A 17,426-nucleotide genomic window follows, 5' to 3' on the forward strand; every position below is an offset into this window, starting at 1 on the left:
TATGATTAGAGTATTGTTATTTGCGCACTTGCAAGAAGAAGCAGGGACAAGTGAATTACAAATAGAGAAAGAAAATATTACGGTTGCACAGTTAAAAGATGTTGTTGCGAACGAATATAATGTACCAGTTTCAGAGCCAATTATGGTTGCGATTAATGAAGAATACGCAAATGAAGATGACAGGGTCCAATCTGGTGATGTTGTTGCACTAATTCCACCAGTGAGCGGTGGTTAATATTGGATTCATTAAAACGACTTTCCTACATAGGGAAAGTCGTTTTTTTATGGCAGTTTTGAGAACACTAATCTATAGAACAAGGAGGGAACTATGAAAAAAATATGTGTAGTTATCACAATGCTATGTGTGGCCTTTTTCTCTTCTCCAAGCGATTCTTTCGCGAAAGAATCAAGAGAACAGCTTTTAGAGAGTGCATTATCAAATAGGTACTATTCAGTTATTAGACAAGTGACAGAAGATCAATATGAATGTGCTTCAGTTATAGATATAAAGCGTCTCGGCAAGAAAGATGAATTTGTTCCTAGATACGAAGTGAAGCTACAATTTCTTACATTTCAAGGAGCGCATAATCCGCCGAACGATAAAGTTACGCTTACTTTGGAAGATCATTTAGATCACGTAAAGATAAAGAAAGTGGAGCGAGAAAAGAATGTTTCTGACGTTATTGCAGAAAAAGTTTGTGAACGGGAAAAAGAAAAAATAAAAGCTCACTCTAACGACTTAGAGTGATAATCTATGGCATTTAGTAAAGAAAGGTAATGAGTGATGGATATATTTTTAGCGATTTTACCAGCTATATTTTGGGGAAGTATTGTGCTATTTAACGTAAAACTGGGCGGGGGCCCGTATAGTCAAACGCTCGGAACAACGTTTGGAGCACTTATTTTCTCAATTGTTGTTTATATTTTTATGAAGCCAGTATTAACACCTACCGTTATCGGAGTTGGAGTTGTGTCAGGTTTATTTTGGGCGCTTGGTCAGGCAAATCAATTGAAAAGTATTGATTTAATGGGTGTTTCGAGGACGATGCCAATTTCAACAGGACTTCAATTAGTCGCGACGACTTTATTTGGCGTTATCGTATTTCATGAATGGTCCACGACAATATCGGTCGTCCTTGGGATTTTAGCGCTCGTTTGTATTATTATCGGTGTTATTTTAACATCGCTTCAAAGTGAAGAAGAAAAGAATGCAGAGCAAGCAGCAAACTTTAAAAGAGGTATCGTAATTTTATTAATTTCAACAGTCGGTTATTTAGTTTACGTAGTAGTAATTAGGTTATTTAACGTAGATGGCTGGTCGGCTTTGTTGCCACAAGCAGTTGGTATGGTGTTAGGTGGGATTTTGCTTACCTTTAAACATCATCCATTTAATAAATATGCAATTCGCAATATTATTCCAGGATTAATTTGGGCAGCTGGAAATATGTTTTTATTCATTTCACAGCCGCGTGTTGGAGTCGCAACAAGTTTCTCGCTATCGCAAATGGGAATTATTATTTCCACGCTTGGTGGGATCCTTATATTAGGTGAAAAGAAAACGAAACGTCAATTAACGGGTATCGTTGTCGGTATCGTTTTTATTATCGCAGCCGGAATTATGTTAGGTATAGCCAAAAGTTAAAGGAGGTATGGAAATGTATAGTGATTTAGCAGGGAAAGTTGTCGTTATTACAGGATCAGCAACTGGTCTCGGAAGAGCGATGGGAGTAAGGTTTGCTAAGGAAAAAGCGAAAGTGGTTATTAATTATCGCTCACGAGAATCAGAAGCGAATGATGTGTTAGAAGAAATTAAAAAGGTAGGCGGCGAAGCGATTGCTGTAAAAGGTGATGTAACCGTCGAATCAGATGTTGTGAATCTCATTCAATCTGCTGTGAAAGAGTTTGGTACGCTTGACGTTATGATTAATAATGCAGGGATAGAAAACGCGGTACCGTCGCATGAAATGCCGCTTGAAGATTGGAATAGGGTAATTAATACAAATTTAACAGGTGCTTTTTTAGGAAGTCGTGAAGCGATTAAATATTTTGTAGAACATGATATTAAAGGGTCTGTCATTAATATGTCTAGTGTTCATGAGAAAATTCCGTGGCCACTATTTGTGCACTATGCAGCAAGTAAGGGTGGCATTAAACTGATGACAGAAACGTTAGCGCTAGAATATGCGCCAAAAGGTATTCGAGTAAATAATATAGGACCAGGTGCAATTAATACGCCAATCAATGCAGAAAAGTTTGCTGATCCTAAAAAACGTGCTGACGTAGAAAGTATGATACCTATGGGCTATATTGGAAAACCTGAAGAAATCGCAGCAGTAGCAACTTGGCTTGCTTCATCAGAGGCGAGTTACGTAACGGGAATTACGCTATTTGCAGATGGTGGAATGACGTTATATCCATCGTTTCAAGCTGGGCGTGGGTAATATAAAAGGACGAAGAGATAAAACTCTTCGTCCTTTTTTTACAAAAAAAATAGCGGCCAGCTATTTTAAATTTAGTGATTAATTGTATCTTGAAGAAATTCTGTTGCTTGATGTTCAGTAACATTTTGTACGAGCGCGACTTCGCTGATCATCATTTTTCGTGCATTATCTAGCATTTGTTTTTCGCTCGCATTTAATGTTCTCTCTTTATTACGGCGAAGTAAATCCCGAACCACTTCTGCGCTATCTTGTAAATTGCCATTTTTCATTTTTTCCATATTCATTGTATATCTTTGTTTCCATGAGAGTGATGGGTCTGACTCCCCGTTTTGAAATTCAAGAAGTATATCATCTAACGTACCTCGATCAACGATATAACGAATACCTGATTTTTTTAATTGATCCATCGGAAGCATTACTTGCATATCTTTACTAATGATGCGTATCACACAATATTGACGTGAAGTACCTAATATTTCTTTCTCTTCAATTGCTTCGATGATTCCTGCACCGTGCATTGGATAAACGATTTTATCACCAATTTGAAACAAATCATCCACCTCCATATGTGGTAACCACTTTTAATGATAGCATACGTATATAAAAATGTCAAATTTTATATGATAACATAATATTTATATTATAGTCAATAAGATAAAGTGCTTTTTTTATGTTTTTTTTGAACTTATTTATCCCGCATTAACGGGCAATAAGACCCCCACCTCAAAATTCAGCGAAAGCAAAGAAGTTAGGTGGGTGGTCGGGCTGATAATCAGTGGAGGATGAATAAACCCCTCCGTTGATTAAAGTTTCACTTTATAGTGATTTTTTTAGAAAAATAGTACAGGTGAGAAAGAAGGCATATCCACTTATTTTTAAGCATAAAATGTAAAAGCGCTAATACAATATACCTAAATCCGTTCTTTGCAAAGGAGGGAGAGAAGGTGGGGCGCACAATAAAAATTGATATTACAAATAAAGTTGTAGCTAAATTTAGACCAAATTATTTGGAATTATATACGAGTAAATTTATGATAGGTAAGTTTTATGTCTATACTGAAGATAAAAAATATGTGTTAGAAGACGGATATATATATGAGAATGGAAAGTTTTATCGCATCATAGATACGCACCGTGGCAATAATCAAGCGGCGGAGGGCTGCGATCTAGGATGGTGTTAACATGATTCGTGTGAAAGTTTTTGATGAAAGTCACGAAAAAGACTTAGAAGACGCTGTGAATGTGTTTTTGAAAAAGATTGATGATAGCAACTTTGTAGATATTAAGTATCAAGTTGGTGTTTCCATTAACGACGATGAAAACCAAATTTATTGTTTTTCAGCAATGATCGTTTATAAAGCATAAAAAAGAGCTGGCTCACCCAGCTCTTTTTTATGTTTTATGTTGGGACAACATGTGTCGGTAATACGTTCATAATAGATTGGGGTGTGCCTAATTTCTTTGTCGTTAAAAGAGGCTCCCCTGTTTCATGATTTTGGGCATCTTTACACATACCAAGGTGATAACGATCACCTAAAAATGGATCAATATAAAAACCGTTTTTGAATACTTTATCATTCGGATGTTTTTCATGATGAATATCAGAGCAGTTAATGCAATAGAACATAGCTTTCATCCCCTTTTTATTTTTGTTTGAAAAAAGTGAGTCGGTAGTCATTTCGCTCCTGAGGAAATGTTGAGGAGAAGAGAAATAACTACCTACTCAAATGGTGGGCATATTCCTTCTGATTTGTCATATCTCGCGTATTGTCCCTTGAGGGAAGGAGGAGAGACGAAGTACGCATGATATAAGTAAGGCGCTTCTTTCAATATGAATGATGGAGTTTCATGTTGAGAGAAGTTTTTATTTTGTATTGCCTTTGTGAGTATATTATGAGGGAATGCTAAGAGGGTGTTTGTCCTGTTGAAAAAATGTTGAGAATTTCTCAACAGTAAAAGAATTGGCGTTGACATGAAACTAAAAGGTGTTATATTATCGAAGTATAACCAAAAGGTGTTATGTTGTAACGCCGAGTAAAGGAGAATGAAAATGGAACAACAAAATACATTAAATGATATTAAACAAACAATCGTTTTTAACGCGTCTATTCAAAAGGTATGGAGTGTAGTATCAACTGCAGAAGGGATTGCGTCATGGTTTATGCCAAATGATTTTGTATTAGAGGTAGGACATGAATTTCATGTGCAATCACCATTTGGGCCATCACCATGTAAAGTGTTAGAAATTGATGAGCCAAACCATTTATCTTTCTCATGGGATACAGATGGCTGGGTTGTTTCATTTAATTTGAAAGACTTAGGAGATAACAAAACAGAATTTACGTTAATTCACGGCGGCTGGAAACATCCTGATGAAATTCTTCCGAAAGCAAATGCGAAGAGCTCTATTATTCGCGATAGAATGAGCGGTGGTTGGGTAGCAATTGTAAATGAAAAACTGAAAAAGGTTGTCGAAGGCTAAGTGTCCTCGTCAGCAGCGAAATATGATGTATTTCAAGCAATTGCTGATCCAACCCGCCGAGAAGTAATACGGTTATTAAGTGACAAAGAGTTACCGATTTCCAAAATAACGGATCATTTTCCGATGAGTCGTACTGCGGTTGTAAAGCACCTTCATATTCTTTCGGAAGCAAAATTAGTAAGTGGAAGAAAAAGCGGAAGAGAGAAGATATATCGTTTGCATCCAGAACCATTAGAAGAATTACAACAGTGGCTCTCATATTATGAACGTTTTTGGGATAATAAATTATCCATGCTGAAACATATTGTGGAGAATGAAGAATAAAAAAAGGATGACCAAAATGGTCATCCTTTTTATTGTTGCTCACTTGTTTGTGTAGCTGGCTTTAATAAAAGCCAACCGATAATTAATGTACATACTGCTAATACGAAAGTGCTCATATAAATAACGTGTACACTTGCAGCTAATGCGGATTGTGATTCAGTGGCTACACTTGCTGTAGTCCCGCCGTGTCCACCAGATACAAGATCAAGGTTTTTAATGCCGCGTGCATGAATCATCGTATTAAAGATTGTTCCAAAGATTGCAGCACCTAACGTTTGACTGAATGTATTAATAAATGTGTTTAAACCAACGGCTGTTCCGCGTGTATGAGCTGGTACGGCTGCTTGAATTGTTACCATGTAAATCGGTGTCACAAGCCCCATTCCTAAGCCGAATAATCCGACTGCTACATAAATAAGGAACGATGGTGAATTTGTTGATAGTGTAAATAATAAGAACGTAGCGACTGATAAAATGCTAGCTCCAAGTAAAATGATTTGTTTCGTTTTTAATTTGCCTACTAAGTTACCAGAGAAAATAGCGCCAAATGTCCACATAACAGGGATTGGCATTAAAATAAGTCCAGCTTCTGTAGCATTTTTCCCTAATACACCTTGGCTCCAAATTGGAAGGTACATTGTAATACTAATAATCATTGCGCCAGCAATAAGAGTTAATATATTTATCGTAGATAATGTACGGTTAGAGAAAAGTGCTAGCGGAATTAATGGTTCTGGAGATTTTTTCTCGATGAATAAGAAAATAATAAATGAAATAGCGGCAAAGATTAATAGGCCGATAATTGTCATGTCTCCCCAGTTTTGCTTACTGCTACCTGTTAATAATGCATATAGTAGAGCGATTGTACTTAATGAGAAGACTGTTGCACCAAGATAATCGATATGATGCTTAGCAGGTTTAATAGATTCTTTGTAGTAAATTGCAATCATTAAGCAAGCGATAATTCCGAATGGAACGTTTAGGAAGAAAATATAGCGCCAAGAAAGGGAATCAACTAAAAATCCACCTACTAACGGTCCGATAACACCGGATACACCCCAAACGGCACTCATCCAACCTTGTGCTTTCGCGCGGTCTTTCGCTTCGCTATATAAGTCTCCAATAATCGTCATTGTGATTGGCATAACAGCACCAGCACCGATACCTTGAAGCGCGCGGAAAAAGATTAATTGTTCCATCGATGTAACGACTCCGCAAAGTGCAGAACCGACTAAAAAGATTGTAGCTCCGATCAGTAAAACTTTTTTACGGCCAAATAAATCAGCGAGCTTTCCGTATATTGGAGTCGAAACAGCTGTTGCAAGCATATAAATTGCATATACCCAACTAACAAGTTCGACGCCTGACAAATCACTCGTTATACGAGGGATTGCTGTACTAACAATCGTTCCTTCTACCGCAGAAAGAAACGTCATTAACATTAAAGACATCATGACTTTTTTTCTCATTTGTTTTCCCCTTACCCTTTTTTAAATATTCAACAATATAAAATATAAAGGTACTAAGGTAAATAAAGCAACAAAAAAGCAATGGAAAGTTACATGGAGCAGATATTTGTCGCTTCTTGTCGGTAAGGCGATAAATTTGGAAAATCGCCGATATAAGTTGCAGAATCGCTGATATAAGTTGCGGAATCGCTGATATATTTGTGGAATTGCTCATATAATTTCATGTACCTATAAAAAAAGAAACAGGAATCCCTGTTTCTTTTTTTAATACTGCATTTTCGCGTTTTCTCCAGCTGTCGTTCCGGCAATTCTACCAGTAACAAGGGCTGATGTAATATTATAGCCACCAGTATAACCGTGAATATCAAGAACTTCTCCGCAGAAATATAAGCCGTTCGTAAATTTAGAAGACATTTCTTTCGGGTTAATTTCTTTCACGGATACACCGCCGCCAGTAACGAATGCTTTTTCAATTGACTGCGTACCATTTACATTCACAGTAAACTCTTTAAAGTCTTTCACAAGTGCACGAATCTTTTCGTGAGAAACTTGTCCAGCTTGTTCGCTACCGTCAATTTCATTTTTTTCTAATAAGAATAGGAAGTAACGTTCAGGAACATAACCTTTTAAAACGTTTTTAATTCCTTTTTTCGGATCTTCTTTCATTTGTTTCAGCATGCGCTGGAATAGTTGCTCACTATTTTCCTCTGGCAATGCATCAATACTCATTTGTATTGTATTCGTTTTAAACTTTTTCAGTGCTTTCACGACGAATTGACTACAGCGAAGAGCAGCGGGTCCGGATAGGCCGAAATGAGTGAAGAGCATGTCCATTTTGTGAGAAATGATAGCTTTTCCTTTCGGGTTTAATACACTTAAGTTTATATCACGTAAAGCAAGACCTTGTAATGAGCGGTCACGTATAAACGGCTCGTTTGAAAGGATAGGTACTTCTGTTGGGAATAATTCTGTGATTGTATGACCCGCTTTTTCAGCCCAAGCATATCCGTCTCCAGTAGATCCAGTTTGAGGAACTGATTTTCCGCCAACAGCGATAACGACGTGATTTGTTTCTAACACTTCACCTGTTTGCAGTATAACTGCTTTCGTTTGACCATTTTCATATTCAATCGTTTCAACAGGCGTATTTGTACGAATTTTTACACCTAAGTCTTTTAATCGTGTTAAAAGTGCGTCTACAACAGATTGTGCTTTGTTTGACACAGGGAACATGCGACCGTGGTCTTCTTCTTTCAATTTAACACCAAGATTTTCGAAGAATGTAATAATATCTTCATTATTAAAAATAGAAAAAGCGCTGTATAAGAAGCGACCGTTTCCTGGTATATGTTTAACAATTTCATCAAGTGGTAGACGGTTCGTTACGTTACAGCGTCCGCCACCAGAAATTGCAAGTTTACGCCCAAGTTTATTTCCTTTATCAAGAAGTAAGACATTTGCGCCTTCTTCTGCAGCACCAATTGCAGCCATTAGCCCAGAAGGACCGCCGCCGATGACAATAACATCATAATGCATAATATATCGACCTCATTTTCTACATTTCCTGCCTAAAAGAATAGCATGTTTTCCCTTAAAAGAAAAATAGAGTGAAGTACTGCTTAATGAGAGAATTGTGGTACAATACAAAAGTTAGAGTTCAGCACTATCCTGCCATTTGTAGGCGATAAGACTAAAACCTCAAGATTTAGGAGAAGTAAATAGGGAGTCTGTTAGCCTGTAAATGCTCGAATGGTTCAACTAATAAGGAGTAGGAGAGAAGTCTCCAACTAATTATAGTTTCACTTTATGTAGATGTAGGAGGATTTTTGTATGTCCGATTCGAAATTTCTGCGCGGAACGCTTATTGTTACGCTAGGGACATTTTTAGTAAAGTTCTTAGGCATGATTTACGTCTTTCCGTTTCATGCATTAGTAGGAACAGAAGGCGGAACGCTCTATACATATGGATACATTCCATATACGATCTTTTTAAGTATCGCAACGGCAGGTGTGCCACTTGCTGTTTCAAAATTTGTTTCCAAATATAATGCGCTTGGCGATTATAAAACGAGCCGGAGAATGTTCCGCTCGGGAATGGTTATGATGATAGTAACAGGAGTTCTTTCGTTCCTAGTACTGTACATGACGGCGCCATTGTTTGCAGAAGCGATGCTTGGTAAACAAAGTATACACAATAATGTAGGAGAAGTTACGACGATCATTCGTCTTGTAAGTTTCGCACTTATTGTTGTACCAGCAGCGAGTTTAATTCGTGGTTATTTCCAAGGTCACCAGTCTATGGGACCAACTACCGTTTCACAAATTATTGAACAAATTATTCGTATCGTCTTTTTATTAGCGGGTAGTTTTATCGTTATTAAAGTACTTGGCGGTACAGTTGCAACAGCAGTTGGAGTAGCGACATTTGCTGCGTTCGTTTCAGCGGTTGGAGCACTCGGTGTGTTAATTTGGTACTGGCTAAAGCGTAAAAAATATTTGGATCAATATTTAATTGAACAAACTGTACCAGAATCAACAGTAAGCACCGTTCAATTGTTTAAAGAGTTATTTGCATATGCGATTCCTTACGTTGTAATTGGGTTAACAATTCCTTTATATCAACAAATTGATACATTGACATTTAACTCAATTATGCAGGCGATTGGTCAAGGGGATATCGCAGAGCGAGCTCTCGGTATTTTCACAATGTGGACGCATAAGTTAATTATGATTCCTGTATCACTTGCAACAGCGTTTAGTTTAACGCTTGTACCAGCAATTACAAAATCATTTACTGAAAAACAATACCGTTATTTGAAATTACAAATTACACAAACATTCCAGGCGAATATGTTTTTAACATTGCCAGCAGTTGTCGGTATTTCTTCACTGGCATATCCAATTTATACTGCGTTTTACGATTCAGATCCACTAGGTGGACAAGTATTAATGTGGTATGCACCAGTTGCGTTGTTATTCGCTTTATTTACAGTAACAGCGGCAATCCTGCAAGGTATTAACCAGCAGAAGCATGCGATTATTGCGCTTATAATGGGCGTTATTTTGAAATTTGTATGTAACGTAATCTTTATTCGTTATTTCGGTACAGTAGGAGCAATTCTAGCAACAGCAGTTGGTTTCTTAGCTTCTGTTTGGTACACAAATCAACAAATTAAAAAATACGCACACTATTCATTCGGTGTTGTATATAAAAGAACATTCCAAATTGCAGTACTAACACTTATAATGGTCGTTGCTGTAAAACTATCACAATGGCTTCTATCCTTCATGATTTCGCCTGATGGCCGTATTGGTGCCCTTATAACAGTTGCAATTTGTGCAGGTATTGGCGGTCTTGTTTACGGATTGTTAGCAATTCGCACAGGAGTACTTGAAAGAGTATTTGGCGGAGAAGCATTAGATAAAATTCAACGTAAACTTGGTAGTAGATTTAAAATAAAGTTGAAATCAAGAGGGGCGTAATTACGTCCCCTTTTCTATGATAAATAAAGAAGGTGAAAAACGTGAGATTAGATAAATTATTAGCAAATATGGGATATGGAAGTAGAAAAGAAGTAAAGAAATTATTGAAAGACGGCGTTGTGAAAATTGATGGAACGCCAGTAAAAGATGCGAAAGTTCATGTAAATGTAGAAGAGCAAGAAGTTATGATTCACGGTGAAGTTGTGGAATACAAAGAATTTGTTTACTTAATGATGCATAAACCACAAGGTGTTATTTCAGCGACGGAAGATGATAATCATGAAACAGTAATAGATTTATTAGAATTAGAAGATGCAATCTTTGATCCGTTCCCAGTTGGACGACTTGATATCGATACGGAAGGTTTCTTATTGATAACAAATGATGGGAAGTTATCACATCAATTATTATCTCCGAAAAAGCATGTGCCGAAAAAATATTATGCACACGTTGCAGGAGTAGTAACAGAAGAGGATGTAAAAGAGTTTGCTAAAGGTGTTATTTTAGATGATGGCTATGAAACAAAGCCAGGTGCACTTACAATATTGAAAAGCGATGATATTTCTGAAATTGAGCTTGTGATTACGGAAGGGAAATTCCATCAAGTGAAGCGTATGTTTGAAGCGGTAGGGAAAAAAGTAGTCTACCTAAAGAGAACAGAGATGGGTCCGTTAGTATTAGATGAAGAACTAGAACTTGGACAATACCGAGAGTTAACAGATGAAGAAGTAGAAATGTTAAAAACATATCAAGTAGATACTGAAAAGTAGTACCTTTATAGGCGCAGAAAAGACCCCTTTCTAATTATTAGAAAGGGGTATGTATTTATTTACATACAATTATTTTTCATTATGAGGTCATTCTCACTTTCTTTCCTGTTGTTGTCCACTTACCGCGGCAAGGGCTATACACGAGTTCATTAAACTGCAACACATTTAGATCACGTTGTATCGTTCGCGGTGTGATCCCGAACTCATCTACAAGGTCTTTCGTCGTTACCGTTCCGTTTTCATTGATGTACATATAAATTGATTTAATGCGTGTTAGCATACGAGTAGTTGTAGGTTTCAAGAGAAAACCACTCCTCTACTAGTTTTTTTGACCCCATTCAGGAAAGAAGGTCGTTACTACCATTGTACTCTACATGATAAAATTCATGCTTTAATCTACTTAAATTTTACAGAAATTTAACAAATATTCATATAGAAAAATATTGGTAGTTGACATTGTATATATGGTCAGTCAACTAACACATAAAATTCTACGTAAAACGCCAAATTCCTGCAAATTTTTTTAAAAAAATAAAAGAAAAACTAATAAGAAATATCTGAAATATTACAATTGTTCGGTATTTAGTTTTCGTGTATGGCATAAGAGATTTCGGTTTGTTATGATGAAAGAAACAATATAGTGAAGGATGGATGCGTGATGTCAGCAATTAATTGGACAGAAGAAGTTGCGAAACGAAAAGATGATTTAATTCGTGATACACAACAATTTTTACAAATTAAAAGTGTATGGGAAGAAGAATCGGCGAAAGAGGGCGCACCATTCGGTGAAGGTGTAGAAAAAGCTTTATTTTTCATGTTACATAAAGGAGAAACTGAAGGTTTTGCTTCTAAAAATTTAGAAGGATATGCAGGTCATCTTGAAATGGGACAAGGAGAAGAGTTAGTAGGCATTCTTTGTCACGTTGATGTTGTACCAGAAGGAGATGGCTGGACGACTCCTGCATATAGTGCGGATATTCGCGATGGAAAGATTTTTGCACGTGGTGCAATTGACGATAAAGGCCCAACGATGGCAGCATATTATGCGATGAAAATTGTGAAAGAACTAGGCTTACCTCTTTCCAAACGTGTTCGTATGATTATAGGAACAGATGAGGAAAGTAATTGGAAATGTGTAGATCACTACTTTAAAAATGAAGAAATGCCAACAATCGGTTTTGCACCAGATGCAGACTTTCCAATTATTAATGCAGAAAAAGGAATTTCTGACATACAAGTTGTGCAAAATGGTAGTGAAGAGAAAAAAGGTACATATGAACTTGTTTCATTTGATTCAGGGCGCCGTTTAAATATGGTTCCTGATTTTGCAGAAGCGGTTATTACAGGAGAAGATGTAAATGCACTTACAGTAGCATATGAAGAATATTTACAAAATGCTAAAAAAATAGGGAAATCGACTATAGAAGGAAATGCAGTGACGTTGCAAATAGAAGGAATTTCAGCGCACGGATCTACTCCTGAAAAAGGAGAAAATGCAGGTTTATTATTAGCAAACTTCTTAACTACAGTTTCACTTAATGGAAAAGCAACTGCATTTGCCACATTTGCAACAGAAACATTTACTGGTGATATTTTTGGTGAAAAAGCTACTATTGCTTATAAAGATGAAATTAGCGGTCCGTTAACAGTGAATGTCGGTCGCATTTCTTATACGAAAGAAAACGGTGGTAACTTAGGGCTAAACGTACGTTACCCAGTTACAACTAACTTTGAAGAAACAATTGTGAAGTTGAAAGAATATGTTGGTACGCATGGTTTTGAAGTGGCTGACTATTCTAATTCTCGCCCACATCACGTCGATAAAGATCACGTATTAATCCGTACGTTACAACGTGTGTATGAAGAACAAACAGGTGAAAAAGCAGAACTATTAGCAATCGGCGGCGGTACTTATGCTCGTTCATTAAAAGCTGGTGTGGCATTTGGCCCGCTATTCCCTGGAAAAGAAGAACTTGCACATCAAAAAGATGAGTATATCGAAATTGAAGACTTATTAAAAGCAACAGCAATTTACGCGCAAGCAATTCATGAATTAGCGAAGTAATGGATATATAAATAATGTCCGCTCTCTATTTTGGAGAGCGGCTTCTTTTTACCTGAATGAGATAAGAAAGAAAAGCAACAATAGAAAGAAGGAGAAGATGTACATGGAACTGCATTATTTTGTCGCAATTACGTTACCGAATCATATAAAAGAAATGCTGTATAACTATAAAAAGGACATGCAAGAGGAATTACAATTTCGTTCATGGGTACATAAAGAAGACTATCATATTACCCTTTCATTTTTAGGGAGTGCAACGGAGGAACAATTAGAGGGAATAAAAAATGGATTACAAACAGTTGCAGAAACAAAAGAACTATCGTTCACGTTACAAGGTTTTTCAACGTTTGGTAGGGAAGATCAGCCCCGTATTTTTTGGGCGAAGGTAAGTGAGAATCACGATTTGTTTCAGTTGCAAAAGCAAGTACATGCCATTTGTGAAGAAAATGGATTTTCTCTAGAAATACGCCCGTATCACCCGCATATTACCGTTGCTCGTAAATGGATAGGAGAAGAAAAGTTTCGTTTAGAAAGTATAAAAGAAGTGCCTGAAATATCATTTCAAGCAGATACAATTACTTTATACGAATCCCACGTGAAAGAAACCCCGAAGTATAAATCGATTGCTGAAATAAAATTACAAAAATAGAATGTTGAAAACGTTTTTTATGCAGGTGAATATACTATAGAGAAGAATGGAGTTACTGTATAGAGTCTTGTTGATAAGAAAAGCCTTATCATTTGCAGCTCATTTTATCTCGCCTAATTGGTGAAGGCTAATAATAAGTGAGGATGGAAAAATTTTCTCGCTCATTAAAGTTTCACTTTATTTTAACTTTGAGAATGATGGTGATTTTTTTATGTTGAAAGTAAAACGTCCATTTGATGCCTATTTAGATGAAATGAATAAAATTACAATTTTGCTCCCACATGCGTATGGAACAAGTCGGACATTTCGTTTGCAAGAAGGAAGTAATGTGAAAGATTTACCGATTGCTCATACTATTGCGCTTCCAGATGCAACGAAGTATGAGTGCTTTATAGAAGAGCCGCTAGATGTGGGGAAGTATTATACAGTACGAGATGAACGGAATGAAGAAACTGATTTACAAATAGGTGCTGTTATTCGAACAAAAATTTTCGATGAAAAGTATTATTACGAAGGTACAGATTTAGGTGCTGTGTATCAAAAACAAGAAACGACATTTAAAGTATGGGCCCCAACTGCAAGGCTTGCGAAAGTAAGAATTTATAAGAGCGATAAAGAATATACCGATCATGAAATGTACAGGGGAGAAAACGGAGTTTGGATTCAAACATTACAAGGTGATTTAGACGGAGCACGCTATACATTTCTTGTTTGTATTAATTTAATATGGAACGAAGCGGTGGATCCTTACGCAAAGTCAGTGACTGTAAATGGAAAGTATGGCATTGTTATCGATTTAGAAAAGACGACTGTAACGAAACGAGAGCAATTACCACCATTACAAGCAATGACAGATGCTATATTGTATGAGTTGCATATTCGTGATGCTACTATTCATCCGAACAGTGGAGTGAGTAAAAAAGGGACGTATAAAGGGCTAATGGAAGAAGGAACAACAGGACGAAATGGGACATTGACAGGTTTGTCTCATATAAAAGATTTAGGCGTTACGCATGTTGAATTATTGCCTTTATATTGTTTCGGTGGTGTGGATGAGGCGAATCCTTCTTCTGCCTATAATTGGGGGTACAATCCATTATATTACAATGCACCAACAGGATATTATGCTACAAACCCCTCTGATCCGTATAACAGGATAGTTGAGTGCAAACAACTAATTGAAACATTTCATGAACAAGGTATTAGGGTGATTATAGATGTTGTATATAATCATGTTTATGAAAGAGAGCTATCATCATTTGAGAAGCTTGTTCCAGGATACTATTTTCGTCATGGTGAAGATGGTATGCCTTCTAATGGGACGGGAGTCGGAAATGATATAGCATCTGAACGGAAAATGATGAGGAAATTCATTGTAGAGTCTATTTTATATTGGCTTACTGAATACAATGTCGATGGATTCCGATTCGATTTAATGGGAATTTTAGATGTTGATACAATGAATATGATAGAGAAAGAAGTGCGAAACATAAAACGAGATGCTTTGTTATTAGGAGAAGGATGGGATTTACAAACACCGCTTCCTCTTGAGGAAAAAGCAACGTTAAATAATGCGAAGAAAATGCCACATATCGCGCAGTTTAATGATCAATTTCGTGATGGGATAAAAGGGAGTACATTTCATATAAATAAGCGTGGTTTTGCATTTGGTGGGCATGTAGACTGTAATCATTTGCAGTATATTGCAGCAGGAAGTCTTTTAAGTATGAAAGAAACAGGGCTGTTTTTAGAGCCGGCGCAAAGCATTAACTATGTAGAATGTCATGATAATATGACGATGTGGGATAAACTAGTGCGCAGTAATGAAGAATCAGAAACGATTTTGAAAAAACGTCACCTATTAGCGAGCGCAATGGTTATTCTTTCACAAGGCATTCCTTTCTTACACGCAGGGCAAGAGTTTTATCGTACGAAGAAAGGAAATGAAAATAGTTATAATGCAAATGATGAGATCAATCAATTAGATTGGGATCAAAAAGAGAAAGAGATAGAAACCGTTAACTATATAAAAGGTTTAATTGCGATTCGTAAAGAGCATGGGGCATTCCGATTACAAAATGCAGACCTTATAAAAAAACATATGACTTTCTTACAAACATCTACAGAAGTACTTGCATATCACCTAGAGCATGCAGAATCGTTTGGGCCGTGGAAAGAGATTATCGTCTTATTTAATAGCGGTTTAGAAGCTAAAACTGTGCAACTTCCGAAAGAAGCAACGTGGCATGTGTTAGTAAACGAAAACGAAGCGAAAATAGAGCCAATTTCTTCATTTAGAGGAAAGGAACTTAGGCTCGCTCCAATTAGCACGTATATATTGACGATAATGTGACAAATCGCTACTTGACGATGAGAATGTAATAAATGTAGAATTGACAAAGGTGACGATTTTGATAAGTTGTCATTCTATGACAGGTTTTGTAAAATAAAATAGAGGATTTTTGGCTTAGGCTAATTTTTCTTTGCATTTACAGTAAAATATATGAATCCACAACATGTGTAGAAATGTTGCGGTTTTTCTTTTCATAACTATAAAAGATAAGGATTTGTTAACGGGTAATGAATATGGAATGGTTGGAACAATTATTAGGAAAAGAGTGGAGTCTTGTACCGGCTGGTGGAGTAACGGGCGATGCATATATTGCGCAAAACGGACAACAGAAGTTATTTTTAAAGCGGAATACATCGCCCTTTTTAGCGGTATTGTCAGCAGAAGGAATTGTTCCAAAATTACTTTGGACAAGAAGGGTAACGAATGGTGATGTAATTTCTGCTCAAAAATGGCTTCCGGGACAGAAGCTAGAGCCAGAGGATATGAAACTAGAACGTGTTGCGAAACTTTTGAAGAAAATACACTCCTCTAAAGCGCTTGTACAGATGATTCAAAGACTTGGGAAGCAGCCGCTTCACGCACAAGAGTTATTACAACAACTGCAACTCGTTTTAAGAGGAGATATAAGGGATGATGAAACAATTCAGCAAGGCCTTCAATATTTAATGGATTCATTAAAAGCTATTGAATACAATGAATTCGTTGTATGCCATTGTGATGTAAACCATAACAACTGGCTATTGTCGGATGAAGATGAATTGTTTTTAATTGATTGGGATGGAGCTGTAATTGCTGACCCAGCTCTAGACCTCGGTATGTTATTATATTGGTACATTCCGCGCCAGGAGTGGAGTGAGTGGCTCGGTTATTATGATATTGAAATGGATGAATCGCTGCTTAGGCGTATGAGATGGTATGTGATAGCACAAACGATTTTGTCTATTCAATGGCATACAACAAAAAAACAGCAAGCAGAAGCTGAATATTGGCATCAATATTTACAGCAACTACTTGCTTCAGAATAATACTTAAGAAAAATTGTCCATTCCAGCAATCCACTGAGTAAGTTGTTCTTGATTATTGGAAATATGGTTGTCCAAATTAGAGGAAGATTTACCCGATTGACTATAAGAATATACATCGTTTAGCATTGTTTTAGCGTCACTACTTATATTATCGTTTGCGAGTAACGATTGAATGAGGCGCTCTAATTGCTCGCATTCTGAAACTGTCCCGCAGCAATCACTTTGGTGGTTGACTAAAATATCTTTCAGCACTTCTAATTGATGTTGTTGATTAATTGGCATGAACGGATCATCCTTTCGATTGTTTTTCTCTTCAAATGTAAGAGAAAAAGCTGTTTCGTCATGGAATGTTTAATGCTGTATGT

The 17,426-nt window shown here is 36.8% G+C and carries 20 protein-coding genes; 14 read left to right on the forward strand and 6 right to left on the reverse strand.

Features of this window, described 5'->3' with window-relative positions; translation table 11 throughout:
- Position 1: 1 nt before the first annotated feature.
- The 4 genes from moaD to QO049_RS06125 all read left to right on the forward strand — a co-directional run bounded on the left by moaD (position 2) and on the right by QO049_RS06125 (position 2,441).
- Complete coding sequence (moaD, locus tag QO049_RS06110; protein ID WP_000621778.1) at positions 2-235, forward strand: molybdopterin converting factor subunit 1; 234 nt, start codon at positions 2-4, stop codon at positions 233-235.
- A 93-nt stretch (positions 236-328) separates the two neighbouring features.
- Entirely contained in the window at positions 329-748 is a 420-nt protein-coding gene (locus QO049_RS06115) for a DUF3888 domain-containing protein (RefSeq protein ID WP_000717679.1), read from the forward strand.
- A gap of 36 nt (positions 749-784) precedes the next feature.
- On the forward strand, positions 785-1,642 hold the full coding sequence (gene glcU, locus QO049_RS06120; protein WP_000350861.1) for a glucose uptake protein GlcU: 858 nt from the start codon (positions 785-787) through the stop codon (positions 1,640-1,642).
- A gap of 13 nt (positions 1,643-1,655) precedes the next feature.
- Positions 1,656-2,441 carry a glucose 1-dehydrogenase gene (locus tag QO049_RS06125; protein ID WP_000286673.1) on the forward strand — a complete coding sequence of 262 codons (786 nt, stop codon included), beginning with the start codon at positions 1,656-1,658 and terminating at the stop codon, positions 2,439-2,441.
- 71 nt (positions 2,442-2,512) lie between these two features.
- Here the strand turns inward: QO049_RS06125 and QO049_RS06130 are convergent, their stop codons facing one another.
- The gene (locus QO049_RS06130) at positions 2,513-3,007 is read right to left on the reverse strand and encodes a CarD family transcriptional regulator (RefSeq protein WP_000451444.1); all 495 of its coding nucleotides are present in this window, start codon (positions 3,005-3,007) and stop codon (positions 2,513-2,515) included.
- 378 nt (positions 3,008-3,385) lie between these two features.
- Between QO049_RS06130 and QO049_RS06135 the strand changes: the two genes are divergently transcribed.
- Together QO049_RS06135 and QO049_RS06140 are read left to right on the forward strand one after the other, a co-directional pair.
- Positions 3,386-3,622 carry a DUF2553 family protein gene (locus QO049_RS06135; protein WP_000533804.1) on the forward strand — a complete coding sequence of 79 codons (237 nt, stop codon included), beginning with the start codon at positions 3,386-3,388 and terminating at the stop codon, positions 3,620-3,622.
- 1 nt (position 3,623) lies between these two features.
- Positions 3,624-3,806, forward strand: coding sequence for a sporulation protein Cse60 (locus tag QO049_RS06140; RefSeq protein ID WP_000621751.1), 183 nt, complete (start codon positions 3,624-3,626; stop codon positions 3,804-3,806).
- A 34-nt stretch (positions 3,807-3,840) separates the two neighbouring features.
- Here QO049_RS06140 and QO049_RS06145 read toward each other — a convergent pair whose 3' ends face one another.
- A complete protein-coding gene (locus QO049_RS06145) occupies positions 3,841-4,068 on the reverse strand; it encodes a DUF3973 domain-containing protein (RefSeq protein ID WP_000498988.1) in 228 nt (75 codons plus the stop codon).
- 423 nt (positions 4,069-4,491) lie between these two features.
- On the opposite strand from QO049_RS06145, the gene QO049_RS06150 reads away from it, so the two are divergent.
- Positions 4,492-4,923: an SRPBCC family protein gene (locus tag QO049_RS06150; protein ID WP_000437769.1), complete on the forward strand. Its 432-nt coding sequence runs from the start codon at positions 4,492-4,494 to the stop codon at positions 4,921-4,923.
- Positions 4,924-5,247 (forward strand): ArsR/SmtB family transcription factor, encoded by a 324-nt coding sequence (locus QO049_RS06155; protein ID WP_171856421.1) that lies wholly within the window; start codon positions 4,924-4,926, stop codon positions 5,245-5,247.
- Between the two features lie 29 nt (positions 5,248-5,276).
- On the opposite strand, the gene QO049_RS06160 is transcribed toward QO049_RS06155, so the two are convergent.
- Together QO049_RS06160 and QO049_RS06165 are read right to left on the reverse strand one after the other, a co-directional pair.
- Entirely contained in the window at positions 5,277-6,716 is a 1,440-nt protein-coding gene (locus QO049_RS06160; RefSeq protein WP_001228022.1) for an MDR family MFS transporter, read from the reverse strand.
- A gap of 264 nt (positions 6,717-6,980) precedes the next feature.
- Positions 6,981-8,252, reverse strand: a complete 1,272-nt coding sequence (locus tag QO049_RS06165; RefSeq protein WP_000558859.1) for a BaiN/RdsA family NAD(P)/FAD-dependent oxidoreductase — start codon at positions 8,250-8,252, stop codon at positions 6,981-6,983.
- A 294-nt stretch (positions 8,253-8,546) separates the two neighbouring features.
- Here QO049_RS06165 and QO049_RS06170 point away from each other — a divergent pair, with 294 nt between their 5' ends.
- Positions 8,547-10,199, forward strand: coding sequence for a putative polysaccharide biosynthesis protein (locus tag QO049_RS06170; RefSeq protein WP_001284029.1), 1,653 nt, complete (start codon positions 8,547-8,549; stop codon positions 10,197-10,199).
- A 41-nt stretch (positions 10,200-10,240) separates the two neighbouring features.
- The gene (locus tag QO049_RS06175; RefSeq protein WP_001234947.1) at positions 10,241-10,969 is read left to right on the forward strand and encodes a pseudouridine synthase; all 729 of its coding nucleotides are present in this window, start codon (positions 10,241-10,243) and stop codon (positions 10,967-10,969) included.
- 79 nt (positions 10,970-11,048) lie between these two features.
- Here the strand turns inward: QO049_RS06175 and QO049_RS06180 are convergent, their stop codons facing one another.
- Positions 11,049-11,270 carry a DeoR family transcriptional regulator gene (locus tag QO049_RS06180; RefSeq protein WP_000805512.1) on the reverse strand — a complete coding sequence of 74 codons (222 nt, stop codon included), beginning with the start codon at positions 11,268-11,270 and terminating at the stop codon, positions 11,049-11,051.
- A gap of 357 nt (positions 11,271-11,627) precedes the next feature.
- On the opposite strand from QO049_RS06180, the gene pepV reads away from it, so the two are divergent.
- The 4 genes from pepV to QO049_RS06200 all read left to right on the forward strand — a co-directional run bounded on the left by pepV (position 11,628) and on the right by QO049_RS06200 (position 17,061).
- A complete protein-coding gene (pepV, locus tag QO049_RS06185) occupies positions 11,628-13,034 on the forward strand; it encodes a dipeptidase PepV (RefSeq protein ID WP_284489207.1) in 1,407 nt (468 codons plus the stop codon).
- 103 nt (positions 13,035-13,137) lie between these two features.
- Positions 13,138-13,683: an RNA 2',3'-cyclic phosphodiesterase gene (thpR, locus tag QO049_RS06190; protein ID WP_000418996.1), complete on the forward strand. Its 546-nt coding sequence runs from the start codon at positions 13,138-13,140 to the stop codon at positions 13,681-13,683.
- Positions 13,684-13,894: 211 nt separating this feature from the next.
- Positions 13,895-16,036 (forward strand): type I pullulanase, encoded by a 2,142-nt coding sequence (gene pulA, locus QO049_RS06195; RefSeq protein WP_098283173.1) that lies wholly within the window; start codon positions 13,895-13,897, stop codon positions 16,034-16,036.
- A 227-nt stretch (positions 16,037-16,263) separates the two neighbouring features.
- Positions 16,264-17,061 (forward strand): phosphotransferase family protein, encoded by a 798-nt coding sequence (locus QO049_RS06200; RefSeq protein WP_001986674.1) that lies wholly within the window; start codon positions 16,264-16,266, stop codon positions 17,059-17,061.
- 3 nt (positions 17,062-17,064) lie between these two features.
- Here the strand turns inward: QO049_RS06200 and QO049_RS06205 are convergent, their stop codons facing one another.
- Positions 17,065-17,343 (reverse strand): YtzH-like family protein, encoded by a 279-nt coding sequence (locus QO049_RS06205; RefSeq protein WP_001122235.1) that lies wholly within the window; start codon positions 17,341-17,343, stop codon positions 17,065-17,067.
- Positions 17,344-17,426: the final 83 nt, after the last annotated feature.

This window comes from Bacillus sp. RB3 (genome assembly GCF_030164735.1).
Taxonomy (GTDB): domain Bacteria; phylum Bacillota; class Bacilli; order Bacillales; family Bacillaceae_G; genus Bacillus_A; species Bacillus_A cereus.